17 protein-coding genes are annotated in these 20,581 nt (G+C 73.6%); 3 read left to right on the top strand and 14 right to left on the bottom strand.

The window, feature by feature from the left end:
* Nucleotides 1–22: 22 nt before the first annotated feature.
* The 3 genes from IE295_RS18820 to IE295_RS18810 all read right to left on the bottom strand — a co-directional run bounded on the left by IE295_RS18820 (nucleotide 23) and on the right by IE295_RS18810 (nucleotide 2,548).
* Complete coding sequence (locus tag IE295_RS18820; protein ID WP_190065139.1) at nucleotides 23–610, bottom strand: lysophospholipid acyltransferase family protein; 588 nt, start codon at nucleotides 608–610, stop codon at nucleotides 23–25.
* A gap of 44 nt (nucleotides 611–654) precedes the next feature.
* The gene (gene cmk, locus IE295_RS18815) at nucleotides 655–1,368 is read right to left on the bottom strand and encodes a (d)CMP kinase (protein ID WP_190064857.1); all 714 of its coding nucleotides are present in this window, start codon (nucleotides 1,366–1,368) and stop codon (nucleotides 655–657) included.
* Nucleotides 1,369–1,462: 94 nt separating this feature from the next.
* Nucleotides 1,463–2,548: a prephenate dehydrogenase gene (locus IE295_RS18810; RefSeq protein ID WP_190064856.1), complete on the bottom strand. Its 1,086-nt coding sequence runs from the start codon at nucleotides 2,546–2,548 to the stop codon at nucleotides 1,463–1,465.
* A gap of 32 nt (nucleotides 2,549–2,580) precedes the next feature.
* Between IE295_RS18810 and IE295_RS18805 the strand changes: the two genes are divergently transcribed.
* Nucleotides 2,581–2,943 (top strand): DUF952 domain-containing protein, encoded by a 363-nt coding sequence (locus IE295_RS18805; RefSeq protein WP_190064855.1) that lies wholly within the window; start codon nucleotides 2,581–2,583, stop codon nucleotides 2,941–2,943.
* 40 nt (nucleotides 2,944–2,983) lie between these two features.
* On the opposite strand, the gene IE295_RS18800 is transcribed toward IE295_RS18805, so the two are convergent.
* From IE295_RS18800 to pyrG, 9 genes are all read right to left on the bottom strand, one after another.
* The gene (locus tag IE295_RS18800) at nucleotides 2,984–4,327 is read right to left on the bottom strand and encodes a pseudouridine synthase (RefSeq protein WP_190064854.1); all 1,344 of its coding nucleotides are present in this window, start codon (nucleotides 4,325–4,327) and stop codon (nucleotides 2,984–2,986) included.
* The gene (gene scpB / locus IE295_RS18795; protein ID WP_190064853.1) at nucleotides 4,327–4,986 is read right to left on the bottom strand and encodes an SMC-Scp complex subunit ScpB; all 660 of its coding nucleotides are present in this window, start codon (nucleotides 4,984–4,986) and stop codon (nucleotides 4,327–4,329) included. The genes IE295_RS18800 and scpB overlap by 1 nt, the downstream gene beginning before the upstream one ends.
* Entirely contained in the window at nucleotides 4,983–5,906 is a 924-nt protein-coding gene (locus tag IE295_RS18790) for a segregation and condensation protein A (RefSeq protein ID WP_190064852.1), read from the bottom strand. Before IE295_RS18790 ends, scpB begins: the two co-directional genes overlap by 4 nt.
* An 84-nt stretch (nucleotides 5,907–5,990) precedes the next feature.
* Complete coding sequence (locus IE295_RS18785; RefSeq protein ID WP_190064851.1) at nucleotides 5,991–6,533, bottom strand: hypothetical protein; 543 nt, start codon at nucleotides 6,531–6,533, stop codon at nucleotides 5,991–5,993.
* Nucleotides 6,518–7,645 (bottom strand): ParA family protein, encoded by a 1,128-nt coding sequence (locus tag IE295_RS18780; RefSeq protein WP_190064850.1) that lies wholly within the window; start codon nucleotides 7,643–7,645, stop codon nucleotides 6,518–6,520. Before IE295_RS18780 ends, IE295_RS18785 begins: the two co-directional genes overlap by 16 nt.
* 332 nt (nucleotides 7,646–7,977) lie before the next feature.
* Nucleotides 7,978–9,093, bottom strand: coding sequence for an alanine dehydrogenase (ald, locus tag IE295_RS18775; protein WP_190065138.1), 1,116 nt, complete (start codon nucleotides 9,091–9,093; stop codon nucleotides 7,978–7,980).
* A 176-nt stretch (nucleotides 9,094–9,269) separates the two neighbouring features.
* The gene (locus tag IE295_RS18770) at nucleotides 9,270–11,399 is read right to left on the bottom strand and encodes a tetratricopeptide repeat protein (RefSeq protein ID WP_224323195.1); all 2,130 of its coding nucleotides are present in this window, start codon (nucleotides 11,397–11,399) and stop codon (nucleotides 9,270–9,272) included.
* Between the two features lie 219 nt (nucleotides 11,400–11,618).
* Nucleotides 11,619–12,248: an NUDIX domain-containing protein gene (locus IE295_RS18765; RefSeq protein WP_190064848.1), complete on the bottom strand. Its 630-nt coding sequence runs from the start codon at nucleotides 12,246–12,248 to the stop codon at nucleotides 11,619–11,621.
* A gap of 75 nt (nucleotides 12,249–12,323) precedes the next feature.
* Nucleotides 12,324–13,976 (bottom strand): CTP synthase, encoded by a 1,653-nt coding sequence (pyrG, locus tag IE295_RS18760; protein WP_263453598.1) that lies wholly within the window; start codon nucleotides 13,974–13,976, stop codon nucleotides 12,324–12,326.
* Nucleotides 13,977–14,425: 449 nt separating this feature from the next.
* Between pyrG and IE295_RS18755 the strand changes: the two genes are divergently transcribed.
* Nucleotides 14,426–16,228 (top strand): glycoside hydrolase family 15 protein, encoded by a 1,803-nt coding sequence (locus IE295_RS18755; RefSeq protein WP_190064847.1) that lies wholly within the window; start codon nucleotides 14,426–14,428, stop codon nucleotides 16,226–16,228.
* 73 nt (nucleotides 16,229–16,301) lie between these two features.
* Nucleotides 16,302–17,966, top strand: coding sequence for a PucR family transcriptional regulator (locus IE295_RS18750; RefSeq protein ID WP_190064846.1), 1,665 nt, complete (start codon nucleotides 16,302–16,304; stop codon nucleotides 17,964–17,966).
* Nucleotides 17,967–18,335: 369 nt separating this feature from the next.
* Here IE295_RS18750 and IE295_RS18745 read toward each other — a convergent pair whose 3' ends face one another.
* Both IE295_RS18745 and IE295_RS18740 read right to left on the bottom strand, forming a co-directional pair.
* Nucleotides 18,336–19,454: a glycosyltransferase family 4 protein gene (locus IE295_RS18745; protein ID WP_190064845.1), complete on the bottom strand. Its 1,119-nt coding sequence runs from the start codon at nucleotides 19,452–19,454 to the stop codon at nucleotides 18,336–18,338.
* 135 nt (nucleotides 19,455–19,589) lie between these two features.
* Nucleotides 19,590–20,336: a hypothetical protein gene (locus IE295_RS18740; RefSeq protein ID WP_190064844.1), complete on the bottom strand. Its 747-nt coding sequence runs from the start codon at nucleotides 20,334–20,336 to the stop codon at nucleotides 19,590–19,592.
* Nucleotides 20,337–20,581: the final 245 nt, after the last annotated feature.

The following is a 20,581-nucleotide window of genomic DNA, read 5'->3' as shown; positions in this document are numbered from 1 at the left end:
GGTCCGCTACTGAAAGTCTCGTTCAGCGGCCGGTCAGCCGCTTGGCGTCCGCCAGGTGCGCGCCCAGGTGCTCCTGGATGCGCACGGTCGCCTCGTCCAGCGCCTTGCGCGTACGGCGGCCGCTGCCGTCGCCGGCCGCGAAGGGATCGCCGAAGACCACGTCGACCCCGCTGCGCAGCGGCGGCAGACCCTTTATGACACGTCCGGCCTTCTCGGCGCTCCCCAATACCGCCACCGGCACGATCGGTGCCCCCGACCGTACGGCGAAGTAGGCCAGGCCCGCGCGCAGCGAGGCGAAGTCGCCCTCGCCCCGGGTGCCCTCGGGGAAGATGCCCAGCACGCCGCCGTCCTCGAGGACCTTCAGCGCGCCCGTGATCGCGGCGCGGTCGGCGCCCGTGCGGTCCACCTCGAGCTGGCCGATCCCGCGCAGGAACGGGCCGAGCGGACCCACGAACACCTCCTTCTTGATCAGGAAGTGCACGGGCCGGGGCGCGGTGCCCATCAGCATCGGGCCGTCGATGTTGTGGGTGTGGTTGACGGCCAGGATGCAGGGCCCCGCGGCGGGCACCCGCCAGGCGCCCAGCACACGCGGCTTCCACAGCCCGTACATCAGGCCGATGCCGATCCGCCGCCCGACGGCGGCACCGGAGAGGGTCACGCCGACCGCTTCTCCTCTACGAGCGTCACGACGCACTCGATGACCTGCTCCAGCGTGAGCTCGGTGGTGTCCACCTCGACGGCGTCGGCGGCCTTGGCCAGCGGCGAGGTCTTGCGGCCGGAGTCGGCCGCGTCCCGCCGGACGAGGGCGGCCTGGGTGGCGGCCAGGTCGGTGGCCTCCTTGCCCTTGAGCTCGCCGCTGCGGCGGGCGGCACGGGCCTCCGGCGAGGCGGTCAGGAAGATCTTGACGTCGGCGTCCGGAAGGACGGTGGTGCCGATGTCGCGGCCCTCGACGACGATGCCCTCCGGGGCGCCGGCGGCGATGGCCCGCTGCAGCTCGGTCATCCGGGTGCGCACCTCCGGCACGGCGCTGACCGCGCTCACGGCGGAGGTGACCTGCTGGGTGCGGATCGGCCCGGAGGCGTCCGCGCCGTCGACCGTGATGGCCGGGGCGGACGGGTCCGTGCCGGAGACGATCTCGGGCTTGCCGGCGGCGTCGGCCACGGCGGCGGCGTCGTTGACGTCGATGCCGTTGCTCAGCATCCACCAGGTGATCGCCCGGTACTGGGCGCCGGTGTCCAGGTAGCGCATGCCGAGCTTGGCGGCGACGGCCTTGGAGGTGCTGGACTTCCCCGTGCCGGAGGGGCCGTCGATGCCGACGATGACAGCTGCCGGGGCGGTCCGGGCGGCGGTTTCCACGGTGTCAGACACCTTCCTTGTGCACGGGGTGGAGAAATAGCGATCCATATCAGCTCACACAAGGTTACTGTCTCGCCGGACCGGCCCGGACCGGCGGGCGGCCGGGCTACTGCCGCACCGCCCACCCCCGGTCGCGCAGGGCCGCCGTGAGACCGGCCACCGCGCGGGGCTCGACCATGAGCTGGATCAGGCCCGCCTGCTGGCCGGTGGCGTGCTCGATGCGGACGTCCTCGATGTTGACGCCCGCCCGGCCGGCGTCGGCGAAGATCCGGGCCAGCTCGCCCGGCTGGTCGCCGATGAGGACGGTCACCGTCTCGTAGGCCGCCGGGGCCTGGCCGTGCTTGCCCGGCACGCGGGAGCGGCCCGCGTTGCCGCGGCGCAGCACGTCCTCGATGCCGGTCGCGCCGCCCAGCCGCTGGTCCTCGTCCGCGGACTCCAGGGCGCGCAGGGCGGTGACGGTCTCGTCGAGGTCGGCGGCGATGCCGGCGAGGACGTCGGCGACGGGCCCGGGGTTGGCGGAGAGGATGTCGATCCACATGCGCGGGTCGGAGGCCGCGATCCGGGTCACGTCGCGGATGCCCTGGCCGCACAGGCGCACGGCCGTCTCGTCGGCGTCCTGCAGGCGGGCGGCGACGAGGCTGGAGACCAGCTGCGGGGTGTGCGAGACGAGCGCCACGGCCCGGTCGTGGGCGTCGGCGTCCATGACGACGGGGACCGCGCGGCACAGCGCGACGAGCTCGAGGGCGAGGTTGAGGACCTCGGTGTCGGTCTCGTGGGTCGGGGTGAGCACCCACGGCCGGCCCTCGAAGAGGTCGGCGGTGGCCGCCATGGGGCCGGAGCGCTCGCGCCCGGCCATCGGGTGGGTGCCGAGGTAGCCGGTGAGGTCGCAGCCCATCGCCTCGAGCTCGCGGCGGGGGCCGCCCTTGACGCTGGCGACGTCCAGATAGGCGCGGGCGAGCCCGCCCCGGATGGCCTCGGCGAGCGTGTCGGCGACGTGCGCGGGTGGTACGGCGACGACGGCGAGGTCCACGCGTCCCTCGGGCGCCTGGTCCGTGCCGGCGCCGCGGGCGGCGGCCGTACGGGCCTGGGCGGGGTCGTGGTCGACGAGGTGCACCTGGACGCCGCGGCCGGCGAGGGCGAGGGCGGCGGACGTGCCGATCAGTCCGGTTCCGATCACAAGGGCGGTTCTCACACCGGCCAGCCTAGTCGGGGTAGAACCTTCCCATGATCTTTCACGTGGTTCCCCTGGACGACTGGCTTGCCGTGCCCGACCGCCCCTACTCCCCCGCGTCCCTGGCCGAGGAGGGTTTCGTCCACTGCTCGCCCGACGAGGCGACCACGCTGGCGGTGGCGACGGCGTTCTACCGCGACGTGCCGGGGCCGCTGATGGTCCTGCTGATCGACGAGCACAAGCTCGACGTGATGGTCCGCTGGGAGAGCGCGGACCCGGCCCCGCCGCCGGGGGTGGACCCCGGCACCCTCTTCCCGCACGTCTTCGGGCGCATCACCCGCGACGCGGTCGAGGGGATGATGGAGATCGAACGGGACGAGGAGGGCCGGGCGACGGGGCTGGCCCTCTGGTCGTAGCCGGGCCGGCTCCCGGGGCCGGAGCCCCGGGAGGGGCCTGCTAGAGCTCCACCTCGCGCATCAGCATGCCGACCTCGGTGTTGGTCAGGCGGCGCAGCCAGCCCGACTTCTGGTCGCCCAGGGGGATCGGGCCGAAGCCGGTGCGGACCAGCTTCTCGACCGGGAAGCCGGCCTCGGCGAGCATGCGGCGCACGATGTGCTTGCGGCCCTCGTGGAGGGTCACCTCGACGAGGTAGTTCTTGCCGGTCTGCTGGATGACCCGGAAGTTGTCGGCGCGGGCCCAGCCGTCCTCCAGCTGGATGCCGCTCTTGAGCTGCTTGCCGATGTCACGCGGCAGCGGGCCCGTGATGGCCGCCAGGTACGTCTTCTGCACGCCGTACTTGGGGTGCGTGAGGCGGTGGGCCAGCTCACCGTGGTTGGTGAGCAGGATGATGCCCTCGGTCTCCGTGTCGAGACGGCCGACGTGGAAGAGCCGGGTGTCGCGGTTGGTGACGTAGTCGCCGAGGCACTGGCGGCCGTCGGGGTCCTCCATGGTGGAGACGACGCCGGCCGGCTTGTTGAGCGCGAAGAAGAGGTACGACTGGGTGGCGACCGTCAGGCCGTCGACCTTGATCTCGTCCTTCTCCGGGTCCACGCGCAGGCCCTGCTCGGTGACGATCTCGCCGTTGACCTCGACGCGCGCCATCTCGATGAGCTCTTCGCAGGCACGCCGCGAGCCCATGCCGGCCCGGGCCAGCACCTTCTGCAGGCGCTCGCCCTCCTGCTCGGCGCCGGGGAAGGTCTTGGGGGTCTTGACCTGCGGCTTGTTGTGCCGCTCCCGGTTGCGCTCCTCGATCTTGGCATCGAGCTCGCGCGGGCGGGAGGGGGCGTAGCCGTGGCCGCGGGCGGGCCCGCTGCTGCGGCCGCCGGAGCCGGCCGTGGAGCTGCGCTTGGGGCCGCCCTTGGCACCGCCGCGGGCCGCCGCGCCGCGGCCGCTCGTGGGACCGCTCTGGCGGCCGCTGGTGGCGCCGCCGCGGGTGCGCTCGGCGTCCGGGCCCACGTCGTAACGGCGCTCCTCGGGGCGCGGACGGCGCGGACGCTCCTGCTGCCGGTCGTCCCGGCGGTCGTCGCGCCGGTCCCCGCCGCGACGGTCCTCGTAACGACCGCCCTCGGAGCGGCCGCCGTAGCCGCCACCGCCGGAGCGACCGCCGCCGCCGTAGCTGCCGCCGCCGGAGCGACCGCCGCCGTAGCTCCCGCCACCGGAGCGGCCGCCGCTCTCGGGGCGTCCGCCGCCGGAACGGCCGCCGCCCGCGCGCCCGCCCCCGGACGCCGGGCGGGAAGACCCTGCCCGACCGCCCCGGTCGTCCCGGTTGCCGCTTCCGCTGTTCCTGCCGCTGCTTCGCATCAAAGTTCCGTCTTGTCGTCTGCGTCGGTGTCCGGTGCGTCCGGATCGAACGACGGCACACCTTCCTGAGTGTCGCCCTCGATCGCTTCCGCCTCGGGGAGGAAGGGGGCGAGCTCCGGGAGCTCGTCCAGGCCGCGCAGGCCCATGCGCTCCAGAAAGTAATTCGTCGTCCTGTACAGGATCGCACCTGTTTCGGGTTCCGTCCCCGCCTCCTCCACCAGACCGCGCTGGAGGAGGGTGCGCATGACGCCGTCGCAGTTCACTCCGCGGACGGCCGAGACCCGCGAACGGCTGACCGGCTGACGGTACGCGACCACGGCCAGGGTCTCCAGCGCGGCCTGGGTGAGGCGGGTCTGCTGCCCGTCGAGGACGAAGGCCTCCACGGCGTCGGCGTACTCGGCGCGGGTGAAGAAGCGCCAGCCCCCGGCCACCTGCCGCAGGTCGAAGCCCCGGCCCTGGGCGGTGTAGTCGCCGGACAACTCGCGCAGGGCGGCGGCGACCTCCCGGCGGGGCCGCTGGAGGACCTCGGCGAGGTGTTCCTCGGTGGCGGGCTCGTCGACGATCATGAGCACGGCCTCCAGGGCCGGCCTCAGGTCGAGCAGCGCCACGGCCGGCGCCCCCGCGGGCGCCTCCCCGGTCGCTGGTGTCTCTTCGTTCACGCCGTTCCCTCCTCGGGCTCGGTCTCCGGCTCCCGGTCGAACTCGTCGGTCACCAGCGGGGCGGCATCCTCCGCGCCCGTCCAGCGGACCATCAGGGCCCCCAGCGCCTCGTCCTGGTCCAGGACCACCACGCGCTCGCGGTAGAGCTCCAGGAGGGCCAGGAAGCGCGCCACGACGGTCAGGGTGTCCGGGGCGTCCTCGATGAGCCGGCCGAAGGCCGCCTCGCCCTCCGCGCGCAGCCGGGCGACGACGACCTCCGCCTGTTCGCGGACGCTGACCAGCGGCGCGTGGATGTGGTCGACGTAGACCTGCGGCGCCGGCCGGGGCCGCATCGCCCTGACGGCCAGCTCGGCCAGGCGCTCGGGGCCGATGCCGAGGACGACCTCCGGCAGCAGCTCTGCGTGGTGCGGCTCCAGGCCGACCGTGCGGGGCCGGCGGCGGTCCTCGGCGGCCAGCCGGTCGCTGAAGATCTCCGCGATGCGCTTGTACGCCCGGTACTGCAGCAGCCGCGCGAACAGCAGGTCGCGGGCCTCCAGTAGGGCGAGGTCCGCCTCGTCCTCGACCTCGGCGGCGGGCAGCAGCCGGGCGGCCTTGAGGTCGAGGAGGGTCGCGGCGACGACGAGGAACTCGGTCGTCTGGTCCAGGTCGAAGTCCGGACCCATCGCGCGGATGTGCGCCATGAACTCGTCGGTGACCTTGGACAGGGCGACCTCGGTGACGTCCATCTTGTGCCTGGCGATGAGCTGCAGCAGGAGGTCGAACGGCCCTTCGAAGTTGTCCAGCCGCACCGTGAACCGGCCGTCACCGGCCTCGCTCCCGGCCTCCCCGGTCTCCTCCGGCTCCCGCTCCGGCGGGGGCGGCGGCCCGTCCGGGCCGTGGCCCAGGGCACGGCGGACCGGGGTGGCGGGGACTGCGGGCATCGACGTTTTCCAGGTGGTGCGGGTGCGGAAGGGGCCGTACGGACCGAAGGGGCGTACGGCAGGAGGCTAGCGCGGCGGAGCCGCTCAGCGGCCGCGCAGGCGCCGTACGAGGATGCTCGCGTCGCCGCGCTGCTCCAGGTCGGCCAGGACGACGGCGACGGCCTCCCGGACGATCCTGCCCCGGTCCACCGCGAGCCCGTGCTCGCCGCGCAGCACCAGCCGGGCGTGCTCGAGGTCCATGAGCTCCTCGGCGGAGACATAGACGGTGATCTTCTCGTCGTGCCGCTCGCGGCCGCTGGGCCGGCGGCCGGCGCCGCGGCCCCGCCGCTTGCCCGTGGCGGGCTCGGCGGCCGTACGGGCGGTCGCGCCGGTGCGGTCGCGCTCCGGCGGGGCGGGGCGCCGCTCGCCGTCCTGCTCCGGGCCGGCCGCGGCGGGGGCCGCCGGGGCGCGCCCGTCCCGTTCCGCCGCCTTGCCCGGACGCTCGCCGTCGGGGCCGTCGCCCGGCCCCGGCACCCTCGGCGGCGTCTCGCCGTTCGCCTTCCGGCGGGGGGAGGAGGACTGCAGCCCCATGCCGCCGGTGGTGCGGAACAGTTCGTCGGCGCCGGGCAGACTCACTCGGCGTGACACCGGGCGAGCACCTCCCTGGCCAGCTGACGGTAGGCGGCGGCGCCCACGGAGTTGGACGCGTACGTGGTGATCGGCTCGCCCGCGACCGTGGTCTCGGGGAAGCGGACCGTACGGCCGATGACCGTGTGGTAGACGTGATCGTCGAACGCCTCGACCACGCGCGCGAGCACCTCGCGGCTGTGCACGGTGCGCGAGTCGTACATCGTGGCGAGGATGCCGTCGAGCTCGAGCTCGGGGTTGAGCCGCTCCTGGACCTTCTCGATGGTCTCGGTGAGCAGGGCCACGCCGCGCAGCGCGAAGAACTCGCATTCCAGCGGCACGATCACCTTGTGAGCGGCCGTCAGGGCGTTGACGGTGAGCAGGCCGAGCGAGGGCTGGCAGTCGATGACGATGTAGTCGTAGTCCGCCATCAGGGGCTTCAGGGCCCGCTGGAGGGTGGACTCGCGGGCGACCTCACTGACGAGCTGGACCTCGGCCGCTGACAAATCGATATTGCTGGGCAGCAGGTCCATGTTCGGCACGGCCGTCTTCAGGAGCACCTCGTCGGCCTGCATGCCCCGCTCCATGAGCAGGTTGTAGACCGTCAGGTCCAGCTCCATCGGGTTGACTCCGAGCCCGACGGACAGCGCGCCCTGCGGGTCGAAGTCGACGAGCAGCACCCGGCGCCCGTACTCCGCGAGCGCGGCACCCAGGTTGATGGTCGAGGTGGTCTTGCCGACCCCGCCCTTCTGGTTGCACATCGCGATGATCTTCGCCGGGCCGTGGTCGGCCAGCGGACCGGGGATGGGGAAGTACGGCAGGGGACGCCCGGTGGGGCCGATGCGCTCGCGGCGCTGGCGGGCGGCGTCGGGCGCGAGGGTCGCCGCGTACTCGGGGTCGGGCTCGTACTCCGCGTCGGGGTCGTAGAAGTGACCGTCCGGCACTTCCTCGTACTCGGCGAGACGGGTGGATTCCGCCCCGCCCCGGTTGCCGGCCATGGCGTTCACGTGTTGACCGTCCATGCTCTGGTGGGCTGTCGTCATGCTCTGGATGTTCTGGTGGGCTGCGAAGGTGTGGACAGCGACGGAGCCGACAGCTTGGAGTCCCACGGGACTCTGGCCCAGCGCAGGCATTCCTGGGTGACCACCCCCGGGAGCAAATGTCGACTCATTCACAAGTCGTCCTACCTCCTTGGTGACCAGGAAACATCTAGATAGGTCAGCGTGGCACCATGCCGACGGTTGGCGACTCTATGGCGTGTCGGCGGTCCGCAGCAACACAATCCGCCGGAGACGGCACGATGTGTCGGCAATCGAACAGGCTTCTGTCAAGGGTGTACGGCCCCTAACCCGGAAGAATCACGGTCGGGCGAAACCATGGCGAAACACCCCGGCCGGGCCTTGCTCGACAAGGCCCGGCCGGGTAAGTGCTGTTCTTTCGTCGACTGCCGACGGCGTGCGCCGACTCAGCCGAGGAGGGTGCTCAGTTCGACGTGCGGCAGGCCGTGCGCCTCGGCGACGGGGCCGTAAACGACCTGACCCTCATGGGTGTTGAGACCCTTGGCCAGCGCGGCGTCACGGCGCAGCGCCTCCTGCCAGCCGCGGTTGGCCAGCTCCACGATGTAGGGCAGCGTGGCGTTGGTCAGCGCGTAGGTGGAGGTGTTCGGCACCGCGCCCGGCATGTTGGCGACGCAGTAGAAGACGGAGTCGTGGACCTGGAAGGTCGGCTCCGCGTGGGTGGTGGGACGGGAGTCCTCGAAGCAGCCGCCCTGGTCGATCGCAATGTCGACAAGTACACTTCCGGGCTTCATCTTGGCGACGAGCTCGTTGGTGACCAGCTTGGGGGCCTTGGCGCCCGGGATGAGGACGGCGCCGATGACCAGGTCGGCCTCGACGACGGCCTTCTCCAGCTCGTAGGCGTTGGAGACGATCGTCTGCACCTTGGTGCCGAAGACCTTGTCCGCCTCGCGGAGCTTGTTGATGTCACGGTCGAGCAGGGTGACGTGGAAGCCCATGCCGACGGCGATCTGCGCGGCGTTCCAGCCGGAGACGCCGCCGCCGATGACGACGGCCTTGCCCGCGTGGGTGCCCGGGACGCCGCCCGGCAGCACGCCGCGGCCGCCGGCCGAGCGCATCAGGTGGTAGGCGCCGACCTGCGGGGCCAGCCGGCCCGCGACCTCGGACATCGGGGCGAGCAGCGGCAGCGCGCGGTTGGCGAGCTCCACGGTCTCGTACGCGATGGCGGTGGTGCCGGACTCCAGCAGGGCGTCCGTGCACTCGCGGGAGGCGGCCAGGTGCAGGTAGGTGAAGAGCGTCTGGCCCTTGCGGAGGCGGTGGTACTCCTCCGCGATCGGCTCCTTGACCTTCAGCAGCAGGTCGGCCGTGGCCCAGACGTCGTCAGCGGTGTCCAGGATGGCGGCACCGGCGCCGACGTACTCGGCGTCGGTGATGGAGGAGCCGAGACCGGCTCCCTTCTCCACGAAGACCTGGTGGCCGTTGCGCACGAGCTCGAGCACCCCGGCGGGGGTGATGGCCACGCGGAATTCGTTGTTCTTGACCTCGCGGGGGATGCCGACCTTCACGTCGATCACGGTCCTTGTTCAGAGAATGACAGGCTATTCCTGATATGCCCGGGCACACCAGTGCAGACCGCGTCGATCGCGGCGTTGCCAGTCTAATGAAGGATCCCCCGCTGTCTAGCCTTGCAATGCACCAATCTTTGAGCGTTACGCCATCTGTTTCTTAGGTCGGTGATCGGTTACCCTGCGTTGCCCCCTATGGGTGACGCGGCGTCCTGCGACGGGACGCGACCCGCCTGCTCCAGCAGCCGCTCGGCCGCCTGCCGCTGCGCCCCCGCGCCCGGGACGTCGCCCGCCCGCTCCAGGGTGTCCGCCAGCCGCGTCCGCACCGCGGCCTCCAGCCGGGCGTCGCCCGCCTGCTGCGCGCACTCCACCGCCTCCTGGAACGTGCGCAGCGCCTCCCTCGGCCGCCCCGCGTGCTCCAGCACCCGCGCCGCCTCGCTCAGCGCCCGCGCGTGCCCGGGCACGTCCCGCAGCCGGCGGCACGCCGCGGCCGCGGCCCGCCAGTCGCGCAGCGCCTCCGTCCACTGGCCCGCGTAGGCGTGCACCGCGCCCAGCCGCCCGTACAGCCGCGCCTCGTCGGCGAGCTCCCCCCGGGTCAGCCGCAGCTCCAGGCCGCGCCGGTACCAGTCGGCGGCCCGCTGCCAGTCCCCCAGCTCCTGGTGCGCGGCGCCGACCGACTCCAGCGCCCGGCTGACGGCGTACGGATCGCCCGCCTCCCGCGCCGAGTCCAGCGCCTGGCGGTAGCGCTCGAGGGCCTCCGCGGTGCGCCCGGCCCGGGCGTCCAGGTCGCCGAGGTTGAGCAGCGCCGCAGCCTTCTCCAGCGGCATCTCGCAGCGCCGGGCCACGTCGAGGACCAGCTGGTGCAGACCGTAGAGCTCGGGCGCGGCGGCCTCCGGGCCCAGATGGGCCGTCAGCGCCCGGGTCAGCGCGGAGACCAGCCGGCGGGCCAGGGTGTCGAGCCGGCCGTCCTCCACCGCCAGCCGGGCCGCGGCGAGCAGGGCGGGCAGCCGGGCCCGCAGCCACTCCCCGGCGGCGCGGGGCGAGGGGAAGCGCAGGGGTCTGGGCAGCTGCTCGATCCTGCGGCGGACCGCCGGATCGTTCCGCTCGGTGACCGCGCGGCAGGAGTACAGCTGCCGCACCGTCCGCTCCAGCATCCGGGCCCGGGCCAGCTCCGTCTCGGCGGGCCGCTCCTGTGCCTGCAGCAGCGCCGTGAGGATGGGCGCCAGGCAGCCGGGCACCCGGTACTGCGCGGGCAGCACGCCGCCCTCGCCCTCCGGGGACTCCAGCCGCAGCAGGCCACGGGCCGTCAGGTCCTCCAGCACGGACTGGGCGGTGGTCAGCGAGCAGCCCGCCAGCGCGGAGGCGACGTGCGCGTCGGCCAGCCCGGCCGGGGCCAGCGCCAGCAGGTGCAGGGTGCGGGCGGCGGTGGGCGGCAGGGCCTCGTACGCCAGTGAGAACGCCCGCGCCAGCGGCCGGGCCGCGCTCTCGGTCCGCCCGGTGGGCGGCGGCTCCCGCAGCCGCTTGGCCGCGTCCACCACCGACATCTTCGGGTGGGCGGCCAGCCAGCCGCCGACGAGCACCAGCGCGGCCGGCTGGCCGCCGCACTCCTCGACGACGGCGCCGGCGGCCACCGGGTCGCAGGTGATCCTCGTGGGGCCCGCGTACCACTCCAGCAGGTCGACGGCGGCCGCCTTGTCCAGGCCGCCGAGCGCGCACGGCCGTACGTCCGGCACCCCCGTCAACGGCCCCCGGGAGACGGCGACGACCAGGCACTCCGGCTCGTCCGGCAGCAGCGGGTCCACCTGCTCGGCGCCCGCCGCGTCGTCCAGCAGCAGCAACGCCCGCTTGCCGTCGAGCGCGGCCCGCAGCGCCGCCGTCAGCTCGTCCTCCTCGGCCCCGGCCGGCACGGGCGCGCCGAGCGCGGCGAGCAGGGCGCGGGCGGTGCGCTCGGTGGGTACGGGTGAGCCGTCGGTGCCCGTGAGGCGGGCGCGCAGTACTCCGTCCGGGTATTCCCCGGTGAGCTGGCGGGCCAGCTGCTCGGCGAGGGCGGTGCGGCCGGAACCGGGCCGGCCGGCGATGAGCAGGACCCGGCCGCGCGGCTGCTTGCGGCCGGAGAGGGTGTCCAGGCCGGTGCGGATGATGTCGGCGCGCAGCTCCTTGAGCTCGCGCTGCCGGCCGACGAACGGACGGTCCGCCAGGGACGGCGCGGCGACGGCCGTCTGACGGGGGCTCATTCCGGGGGCGGGCAGCCGCCGCTCGGGCGGGGCCGCCGCCGGTCCGCCGGTCTCCACCGTCCGCTCCGCCACGGGTCCACTCCCGTTCCACCTGCACGCGCGAGCCCGCCGCGGCCGCGGCGGGAACATATCGAGCCTAGTTCACCGCCCGCCGCACTCCGGGTAACGCCGACCCGCCATGCCGAAGATCACCTCTTCGGGTTGACCGATGACCGGACCGCGACACCCGTCCGGGGGCACCCCGCGGCGGCCTTCTCGCGCGCCGCGGGGTGCCCGGAACTCATCCGGCGCTCACGCCTCGAAGGGGCGGGCCGGCCAGGGGGCGTCGGCCGGGCGCAGCGCGTCCAGGCCGTCCCCCGCCAGCGCGGCCATGACCGACAGGACGCCGACGACCAGGCAGTTGTTGTGGAGCTCGCCCTTGAGGATTCCGCGCCCCAGCAGCGCCAGCGGAACCCGGGCCAGCTCCATGTCCAGCTCCTCGTCCTCGACCTCGAAGCGCTCGCCCTCGACGTCGGAGATGCCGCGCGCCAGGAAGATGCGCACGGCCTCGTCGCAGCCGCCCGGGGTGGTGTAGACGTCGGTCAGCACCCGCCAGTCCTCGGCCTTGACGTGCGCCTCCTCGTAGAGCTCGCGCTGCGCGGCGCGCAGCGGGTTCTCGCCGGGCACGTCCAGCAGGCCCGCCGGGATCTCCCACAGCCGCTGCCGCACGGGGTGGCGGTACTGGCTGAGGACCAGCACCCGGTCCTGGTCGTCGAGGGCGAGGACGGCCACGGAACCGGGGTGGACCTGGTAGTCACGGGTGACGGTGGTGCCGTCGGGCATGACCACCTCGTCCGTGCGCACGCTGGTCTTGTTGCCCCGGAACGGCGTGGCGCTCGCCTTGACGCGCCACTCGGCGGGGGTGTCCGTGATGCTGTCCATCTGCGTCCTCCAGAAATACGAAACCGGGGTGAGGGCCGCCGTAGCGGAGGCCCTCACCCCGGTCAACCGTACAGATCAGCCCTGAAGGCGCTCGACGGCCGCCTTGACCAGGCCCGCGAAGAGCGGGTGGGGGCGGGTCGGCCGGGAGCGCAGCTCCGGGTGGGCCTGGGTGGCCACCAGGTAGGGGTGGACGTCACGGGGGTACTCGACGTACTCGACGAGCTTGTTGTCCGGGGAGGTGCCGGAGAAGAGGATGCCCGCCTTCTTCTCGAGCTCCGAACGGTAGGCGTTGTTGACCTCGTAGCGGTGGCGGTGGCGCTCCTCCACGTACGGCTGGTCGCCGTAGACCTCGCGGACGATGGAGCCCTCGGCGAGCTTGGCCGGGTACATGCCCAGTCGCATCGTGCCGCCCATGTCGCCCTCACCGGCGACGATGTCCATCTGCTCGGCCATCGTGGAGATCACCGGGTGGGCGGTGGCGGGGTCGAACTCGGTGGAGTTGGCGCCCTCGATGCCGGCCAGGTTGCGGGCGGCCTCGATGACCACGCACTGCAGGCCCAGGCACAGGCCCAGCAGCGGGACCTTGTTCTCGCGGGCGTAGGTGATCGCGCCGACCTTGCCGTTGACACCGCGGTCGCCGAAGCCGCCCGGGATGCAGATCGCGTCCACGTCACCCAGCTGCTCCTGGGCGCCCGCCGGCGTCTTGCAGTCGTCGGAGGCGACCCACTTGACCTTGACCTTGGCGCGGTTGGCGAAGCCGCCGGCACGGATGGCCTCGGTCACCGACAGGTAGGCGTCGGGCAGGTCGATGTACTTGCCCACCAGCGCCACGGTGACCTCGTGGTCGGGGTTGTGGACGCGGTCCAGCAGGTCCTCCCACTGGGTCCAGTTCACGTCGCGGAAGGGCAGGTCCAGCTTGCGCACCACGTAGGCGTCCAGGCCCTCGGTGTGCAGGACCTTGGGGATGTCGTAGATCGAGCGGGCGTCGATCGCGGCGACCACGGCGGCCTCGTCCACGTCGCACATCAGCGAGATCTTGCGCTTGATGGCGGTGGGCACGTCGCGGTCGGCGCGCAGCACGATCGCGTCGGGCTGGATGCCGATGTTGCGCAGGGCCGCCACGCTGTGCTGGGTGGGCTTGGTCTTCAGCTCGCCGGACGGGCCGATGTAGGGCAGCAGCGAGATGTGCACGACGAAGACGTTGTCGCGGCCGACCTCGTGGCGCACCTGGCGCACGGTCTCCAGGAAGGGCAGCGACTCGATGTCGCCCACCGTGCCGCCGACCTCGGTGATCACGACGTCGACGTCGTCGGTCGCCATGCGGCGGATGCGGTGCTTGATCTCGTTGGTGATGTGCGGGATGACCTGCACGGTGTCACCCAGGTACTCGCCGCGGCGCTCCTTGGCGATCACGGTGGAGTAGACCTGGCCGGTGGTGACGTTCGCCGAGCCGTCGAGGTCGACGTCGAGGAAGCGCTCGTAGTGGCCGATGTCCAGGTCGGTCTCGGCGCCGTCGTTGGTGACGAACACCTCGCCGTGCTGGAACGGGTTCATCGTGCCCGGGTCGACGTTCAGGTACGGGTCGAGCTTCTGCATCGTCACCCGCAGGCCCCGCGCCTTGAGCAGCGCGCCCAGGCTGGAGGCGGTCAGTCCCTTGCCGAGCGAGGAGGCGACACCCCCGGTGACGAAGATGTGCTTGGTCGTCGTGGGCTTTGCGGCAATGGCCAAAGGGGGGCTCCCGTGGTCGCGAGTGAGGGTGCGTTCCGGCGATCACCCGGTTGTTTTCGGGGGTGCCGTCGCTGCGGTTGGGGGGTCTTGCGCCCACCGGTCCACGGGGTACCAGGGTATCAGCGCCCGGGCCCGGACGCTTCCTGTGACGCGGCGCGACGACCCGGCCGACCCTGCGTCACGGCGGGTCGTCACAGGCCACCCATTCGGCACAAGTTCCCCGGCCAACCGTCGCGCGTCTGCCAACTGGGCGTCGTATCCTGCTCGGACACACGCAGCGAGCCGGCCGGCACGACACCATCCCGCCCTCCCCCAGCTACCTCTGGGAAGGGCCCCCACTCCGGCAGCAGAGCTCGTCGAAGATCGCTTGACCAGCAAAGGGCCCCGCAGGGTCCTGGATGCCGTTCGACCCCTGAAGGGGTCCTGGATGCCGTTCGACTGGAGATGACGTGGCCGGGCGTATCGAGGATTACGCACTCATCGGCGATATGCAGACCGCTGCCCTGGTCTGCCGGGACGGCACGGCCGACTGGCTGTGCCTGCCCCGATTCGATTCCCACGCGGCGTTCGCGGGCCTGCTCGGCACGGAGGAACACGGCTTCTGGCGGATCGGCCCGGCGCACCCCTCGGGGGCGGCGCCACCACGCGCGGACCGCCGCCGCTACCGGGGGGACTCCCTCGTGCTCGAATCCGAGTGGGACACCCCGCGCGGCACCGTCCGGATCATCGACTTCATGCCCCCGCGCGACGGGGCGCCCCAGCTGATCCGGATCGTCGAGGGCGTCAGCGGCCGGGTACCGATGCGCTCCGCCCTGCGCATGCGCTTCTCCTACGGGCGGGTCGTGCCCTGGGTGCACAAGGTGGGCGACCGCACCGTCGCCGTCGCCGGCCCCGACTCGGTCTGGCTCGACACCACCGCCGACACCTTCGGCAAGGACCTGACCACCTACTCGGACTTCACCGTTTCCCCCGGCGAGCGCGTCGCCTTCACCATCAGCTGGCAGCCCTCGCACGGCGAGCCGCCCGCGTTCCCCGACCCGGAGGGGTCCCTGGAGGCCACCGAGGAGTTCTGGCGGGAGTGGGTCAGCCACTGTACGTACCACGGCCCCTACCGGGACGCCGTGATCCGCTCGCTGATCACCCTCAAGGCCCTCACCTACGCCCCCACCGGCGGCATCGTCGCCGCCCCCACCACCTCCCTGCCCGAGGAGATCGGCGGCGTCCGCAACTGGGACTACCGCTACACCTGGCTGCGCGACGCCGCCATCACCCTCTCCTCGCTGCTGCGCACCGGCTACCGCGAGGAGGCCCGCGCCTGGCGCGAATGGCTGCTGCGCGCCGTCGCCGGCGACCCCGAGAACCTGCAGATCATGTACGGCATCGCCGGCGAGCGCGAGCTCGGCGAGGCCGAGCTGCCCTGGCTGCCCGGCTACGAGAACTCCACCCCCGTCCGCGTCGGCAACGGCGCCGCCGGCCAGCTCCAGCTCGACGTCTACGGCGAGATGATCGAGGCCCTCCACCTGGCCCACATGACCGGGCTCGCCCGCAACGACTACGCCTCCGTACTCCAGCTGCGCCTCATCGGCTACCTCGAGGACCACTGGAACGAGCCCGACGAGGGCATCTGGGAGGTGCGCGGCCCGCGCCGCCACTTCGTCCACTCCAAGGTCATGGCCTGGGTCGCCGTCGACCGCACCATCAAGCTCATCGAGTCCGGCGACGTCGACGGCCCCCTCGAGCGCTGGCGCGAGCTGCGCGACGACATCCACCGGGACGTCTGCGAGAAGGGCTACGACAAGGAGCGCAACACCTTCACCCAGTCCTACGGCTCCAAGGAGCTCGACGCCTCCCTGCTGCTCATCCCGCAGATGGGCTTCCTGCCGCCCGACGACAAGCGCGTCATCGGCACCATCGAGGCGATCCAGCGCGAGCTGTCGACCCCCGACGGCTTCGTGCTGCGCTACCCCACCGCCGGCACTGACGCGGGCGTGGACGGGCTCGAGGGCGACGAGGGGGCCTTCCTGGCCTGCTCCTTCTGGCTCGCCGACGACCTGGCGATGATCGGCCGCGTCGACGAGGCCCGCCAGCTCTTCGAGAAGCTGCTGGGCCTGCGCAACGACCTGGGACTGCTCGCGGAGGAGTGGGACTCCCGCCTCCAGCGGCAGGTCGGCAACTTCCCGCAGGCCTTCAGCCACGTGCCGCTCATCGACACCGCGCTGCGGCTCACCGCCTCCAGCGCGTTCGGCGGCTAGCCGCCGCCGTCCGCCGCCGTCCGCCGTCGGCCGCGCCCCGGGGGCGGCACGCCGCCCTGTTAGGTTCCCCGCCATGGAACAAGGCACGATCACCGTGGCGGAAGCCCTGGCGCTGCCCACCCTGCGGCGCGGCCTCCCCGAGGTGCTCGTCGGCGGCGACGCGCTGCGGCGCCCCGTGCGCTGGGTCCACGCCGGCGAGGCACCCAACATCGCCGCCCTGCTCAAGGGCGGCGAGCTGCTCCTCACCACCGGCCTGGGCCTGGGCAGCCGGCCCGCCGAACAGCGCGCCTTCGTCCGGGGCCTGGCCGACCGCGGCATCGCCGCCCTCGTCGTCGAGCTCGGCTCCCGCTTCACCACCCTCCCGGCCGCGGTCGCCGACACCGCCCGCTCGTGCGGACTGCCCCTGGTGCAGCTGCACCGGGAGGTCCCCTTCGTGGCCGTGACCGAAGAGATCCACACCGAGCTCGTCAACGCCCACTACGCCCTGCTGCGCCGCGCCGAGGACGTCCACCGGCGCTGCACGGAGGTGCTGCTGGGCGGCGGCGGGGTGCCGGAGGTGCTGCGGCTCTTCGCCGACTTCGCGGGCAACCCCGTCTTCCTCGAGACCCCGGACGGCCGCCTGCTCTACGCGGCCGGGCCGCACACGCCCCCGCCCGCCCCGGGCACCGCCGACCCGCTGCAGGTCTGGGCCGGGCTGCGCGCCTCGGCCGCCGGGCTGCCGGGGAGCGTCCTCGCCGACATTCCGGGCGGCCCTGGCCGCCTGGGGGGTGGTGCGGGGGGTGCTGCGGGGGGTGGCACGGACGCGGTGCGGGCCCGGCTGGTCGTGCTGCCGGTGCACGGGCCGCTGGCGCCCGTCCACCGGATCGCCGCCGACCGCGCTGCCGGGCTGCTGGCCGTCGTCCTGATGCGGGCCCGGCAGGAGGAGGAGCTGGCCGCCCGGGGCCGCGGCGACTTCCTCACCGACCTCGCCGAGGGACGGCTGGACGCCGTGGACGCGTCCGGCGCGTCCGACGCGGCGGCCCTGGCCCGCGTGCTCGGCTTCCGGCCGGGGCCGGGGCCCCTGCTGCCGGTGGTGATGCGGACGGCCAACGACCTCGTCCCCGCCGAGAGTTGGGCCGTACTGGCGGCGGCCCTGCAGGAAGAGCTGGCGGGCGTGGGCGCCCCCGTACTGCTGGGCGTCCGGCTGCCGGAGGGCCGCGTGCCGCTGCTGGTGGGGCTGCGCGGCGAGGAGGACCGGCCGGCGGTGGCGGACCGGGTGGCCGAGGCGCTACGGGCGGGGGCCGGGCGGGCGGGCTTCCGGCCGCCTGTGGTGGTCGTGGGCGCACCGGCCACGTGGGAGACGGCGGGGGCGGGGCTGCGGCACGCGGCGGAAGCGGCGCAGGCCGCGGAGCCGGGGGAGCCGGGGGGCACGTCTTGGTACGACGTGCGGCGGCTGGACGTGGACGTGCTGCTGTGGCGACTGCGCTCGCACGGGGACCTGGCGGCGTTCGTGCAGCGGGTGATCGGACCCCTGCTGGCACACGACGCGGCCTCGCGGCCGGCGTTGCTGCCGACGCTCGAGGCCTACCTGGCCCATGCGGGCCGCAAGGCGGAGACGGCGCGGGAGCTGCACCTGAACCGGCAGACGCTGTACGACCGGCTGGGGCGGATCGGGCGGCTGCTCGGTACGGACCTGGAGGATCCGGAGGCGGTGCTGGCGCTGGGGCTGGCGTTGCGGGCTCGGCGGCATGTGGGGTGAGGTGTTCGTTGCGTGGGGCGGGGCCGGGGCGGGAGGGGCCGGGCCCTTCCGGGGCTGGATTATTTACGGCCCGGAGCCGTCAACCGGATGCGGTGCCCCGGACTTGGGCCGCAAATAACCCTGACGCCCCTACCAGGGCCCGGCCCCTCCCACCCCGGCCCCTCCCGCCGTCAGCCGACCGACGGCCGGTGGGTGGGCGGGTGGGTGGGTGGGGTGGCGGGGTGGGCAATCGCCCCGCCGGCCTGTTTGTGGGCAGTCGTTCCGCTGGGCTGGGGGCACCTCCCAGCGGTAGCTGGGGGAGGGTGGGCACAAACCCGGCCCACCGGGCCGCACCCGCACCGCAACCGCCGCCCCCCCACCGCCCGGTCGTCAACTCCTCTGACTGAGCTCGTCGTACACGCTCAAAACATGAGCCACAGTGTCGTCCTCGGACGGCCACGTGGCCGCCTGAGCCCACCCCGCCCCCACAAGCTCCGCACACCGCACCGGATCATCCAGCAGACGAGCCACCGCCCCCGCCAACGCCGCCGCGTCCCCGTAGGGGACGAGTTCCGCCGCGTCGCCGACAAGCTCCGGCACCCCGCCGACAGCGGTGGCGACCAGCGGCACGCCCGCGTGCAAGGCCTCCTGGGCCAGCAGGGACCGCGCCTCCCAGCGGCTCGGCAGGACCGCCACGTCCGCCGCCGCCAGCAGTTCCGGGACGTCGTCGCGGCGCCCCACCAGCAGGACCGGCAGCTGCTCGTCCTCGATCCGGCGCTGGAGCGCGGCCCGTCCGCTGCCCTCGCCCGCCATGATCAGCAGGGGTTCGGGGTCCAGCTCCCGCCAGAGCCGTGCGGCGTCCAGCAGGAACCCGTGCCCCTGGCCGGGCTCGAGCCGTCCCACGGTGACGATCAACGGCCTGGCCACCGCGCCCAGTTCGGCCCGGGCCTTGAGCCGTACACACTCGTCCTCGTCCGGCCGCGTGCGCGGCGCCGGCAACGCCACCGGGGCCAGCCGGGCGTCCCGCGCGCCCCGCCGCCGCGCCTGATCGACCAGGTCGGACGAGGTGCCGAGCAGAACGGCCGCCGTCCGCGCGGCCTGGCGTTCCATCAGCCGTACGAGATGGGACCGCGCCCCCTCGGCCCGTACCCGGGCGTGCCAGGTGACCACCAGCGGCGTCGCACGGCCCCGCAGCGCCAGCGCGGCCAGGGCGCCGGACCGCAGGCCGTGCGCGTGCACCACGTCGGCGCCGGCGCTCGCGGCCCGGATCTCGGCGACGGTCAGGGCGCCCGTCCCCGTGCCCAGGGGGGTGAAGGCCGCACCCGTGTCCGTGAATTCGTATCTCTCGCCCGTCCCCCACGGCCCGCACACCGTCACCCGCAGCCCGCGTGCCACGAGCCCGTCGGCCAGCGACCGCACATGTGCCCCGCTCCCCGCGCTCCCGCTGCCCAGGACCTGAACAGCGTGCAGGGGCGGCCGCCCGTGCGAGGGGCCGGGTGTGCTGCTCACGCGGGGGAAGCTCCTGGGTCGACGTCGGGCGGGGCGTACGGCGAGGTGCTGAGGCCAGGATGCCAGCCTCCACTGACATCCCGGCACCACCGTTCCGAGGTCGGCCCGTCCCACCTCGCTAACAGATCTCCGGATTCACCCACTTTGGGGATTCCCCGCGTCCGCCACGACCGCCGCGAGGGTCAACACGGCGGCGTGCACGGCCAGCCCGGCCCGGCCGTTGCCCGCCACCACGGCGAGCCCGAGGCCGGCGCCGAGCGCGTGCGCGCCCGCGTCGCCGAGCATCGTCCGCTCGCCGAGGTCGTCGGCGATCAGGGCCGCCGCCGCACCCACCGGGCCGGCCGCCACCTGCCCGGCCGCCCTGCCGCGCAGCATCCCGCCCGTACCGAGCACGAGCACCGCCGCACCGGCCCTGCCCGGCCGCACGTCGAGCAGATTGACCGCGTGCGCCGCACCGGCGATCACGACCCCGGCCAGCAACCGGTCGAGCGGCCGCTCCTTCAGCACGACCCCGGCCGCGATCCCCGCCGCCCCGATCCCCAGCAGCTTCACCGCCCCGCTGGTCACGTCCCCCCGCCGCAGCGCCGACAGATGCGCCCGGAATCCCCGCCGGGGGTCCCCGGCGCCGGCATGGTCGTCGTACGCCCCGCACCCACCGGCCACGAGCACCGCCACCGCCCCGGCAGCCCGTTGCCGGGCCGGCAGCGCGGGCGCCGTCGCTACGGCCACCGCCGTACCGATCACCGCGGCGGGTCCGGCGCACAAATCAACGGTCCGCCCCGTTCGGTTCTTCCGGTCCCACCGAGCGGCCCCTCCGGGCCGGGTGCGCCGCAACGCCTCGTATGTTCCCCGCGCCAACAGCGCGGCCGTCCCCATCCCCATAGGGGGACTGTACGTGGCCAGGGTGCGGCCCGGTGGTCGGGTTTGTGCCCACCCTCCCCCAGCTACCGCTGGGAGGTGCCCCCAGCCCAGCGGAACGACTGCCCACAAACAGGGCGGCGGTAGTCGGCCGTCCACCGGAGGGGCCGGGGTGGGAGGGGCCGGGCCCTGGTAGGGGCGTCAGGGTTATTTGCGGCCCAAGTCCGGGGCACCGCATCCGGTTGACGGCTCCGGGCCGTAAATAATCC

Origin of the sequence: Streptomyces griseocarneus (assembly GCF_014655595.1) — a bacterium.
Classification (GTDB): domain Bacteria; phylum Actinomycetota; class Actinomycetes; order Streptomycetales; family Streptomycetaceae; genus Streptomyces; species Streptomyces griseocarneus.
This window is presented reverse-complemented; position numbering and strand designations above follow the sequence as displayed.

Excerpts from the sequence above, each read along its gene's own strand:
- IE295_RS18820 (WP_190065139.1), bottom strand. The coding sequence starts at position 610 with ATGTACGGGCTGTGGAAGCCGCGTGTGCTGGGCGCCTGGCGGGTGCCC.
- IE295_RS18765 (WP_190064848.1), bottom strand. The coding sequence starts at position 12,248 with ATGGACAGCATCACGGACACCCCCGCCGAGTGGCGCGTCAAGGCGAGC.
- IE295_RS18805 (WP_190064855.1), top strand. The coding sequence starts at position 2,581 with ATGATCTTTCACGTGGTTCCCCTGGACGACTGGCTTGCCGTGCCCGAC.
- IE295_RS18740 (WP_190064844.1), bottom strand. The coding sequence starts at position 20,336 with ATGGGGATGGGGACGGCCGCGCTGTTGGCGCGGGGAACATACGAGGCG.
- IE295_RS18780 (WP_190064850.1), bottom strand. The coding sequence starts at position 7,645 with ATGCCTGCGCTGGGCCAGAGTCCCGTGGGACTCCAAGCTGTCGGCTCC.
- IE295_RS18800 (WP_190064854.1), bottom strand. The coding sequence starts at position 4,327 with ATGCGAAGCAGCGGCAGGAACAGCGGAAGCGGCAACCGGGACGACCGG.
- IE295_RS18750 (WP_190064846.1), top strand. The coding sequence starts at position 16,302 with ATGGAACAAGGCACGATCACCGTGGCGGAAGCCCTGGCGCTGCCCACC.
- IE295_RS18790 (WP_190064852.1), bottom strand. The coding sequence starts at position 5,906 with ATGCCCGCAGTCCCCGCCACCCCGGTCCGCCGTGCCCTGGGCCACGGC.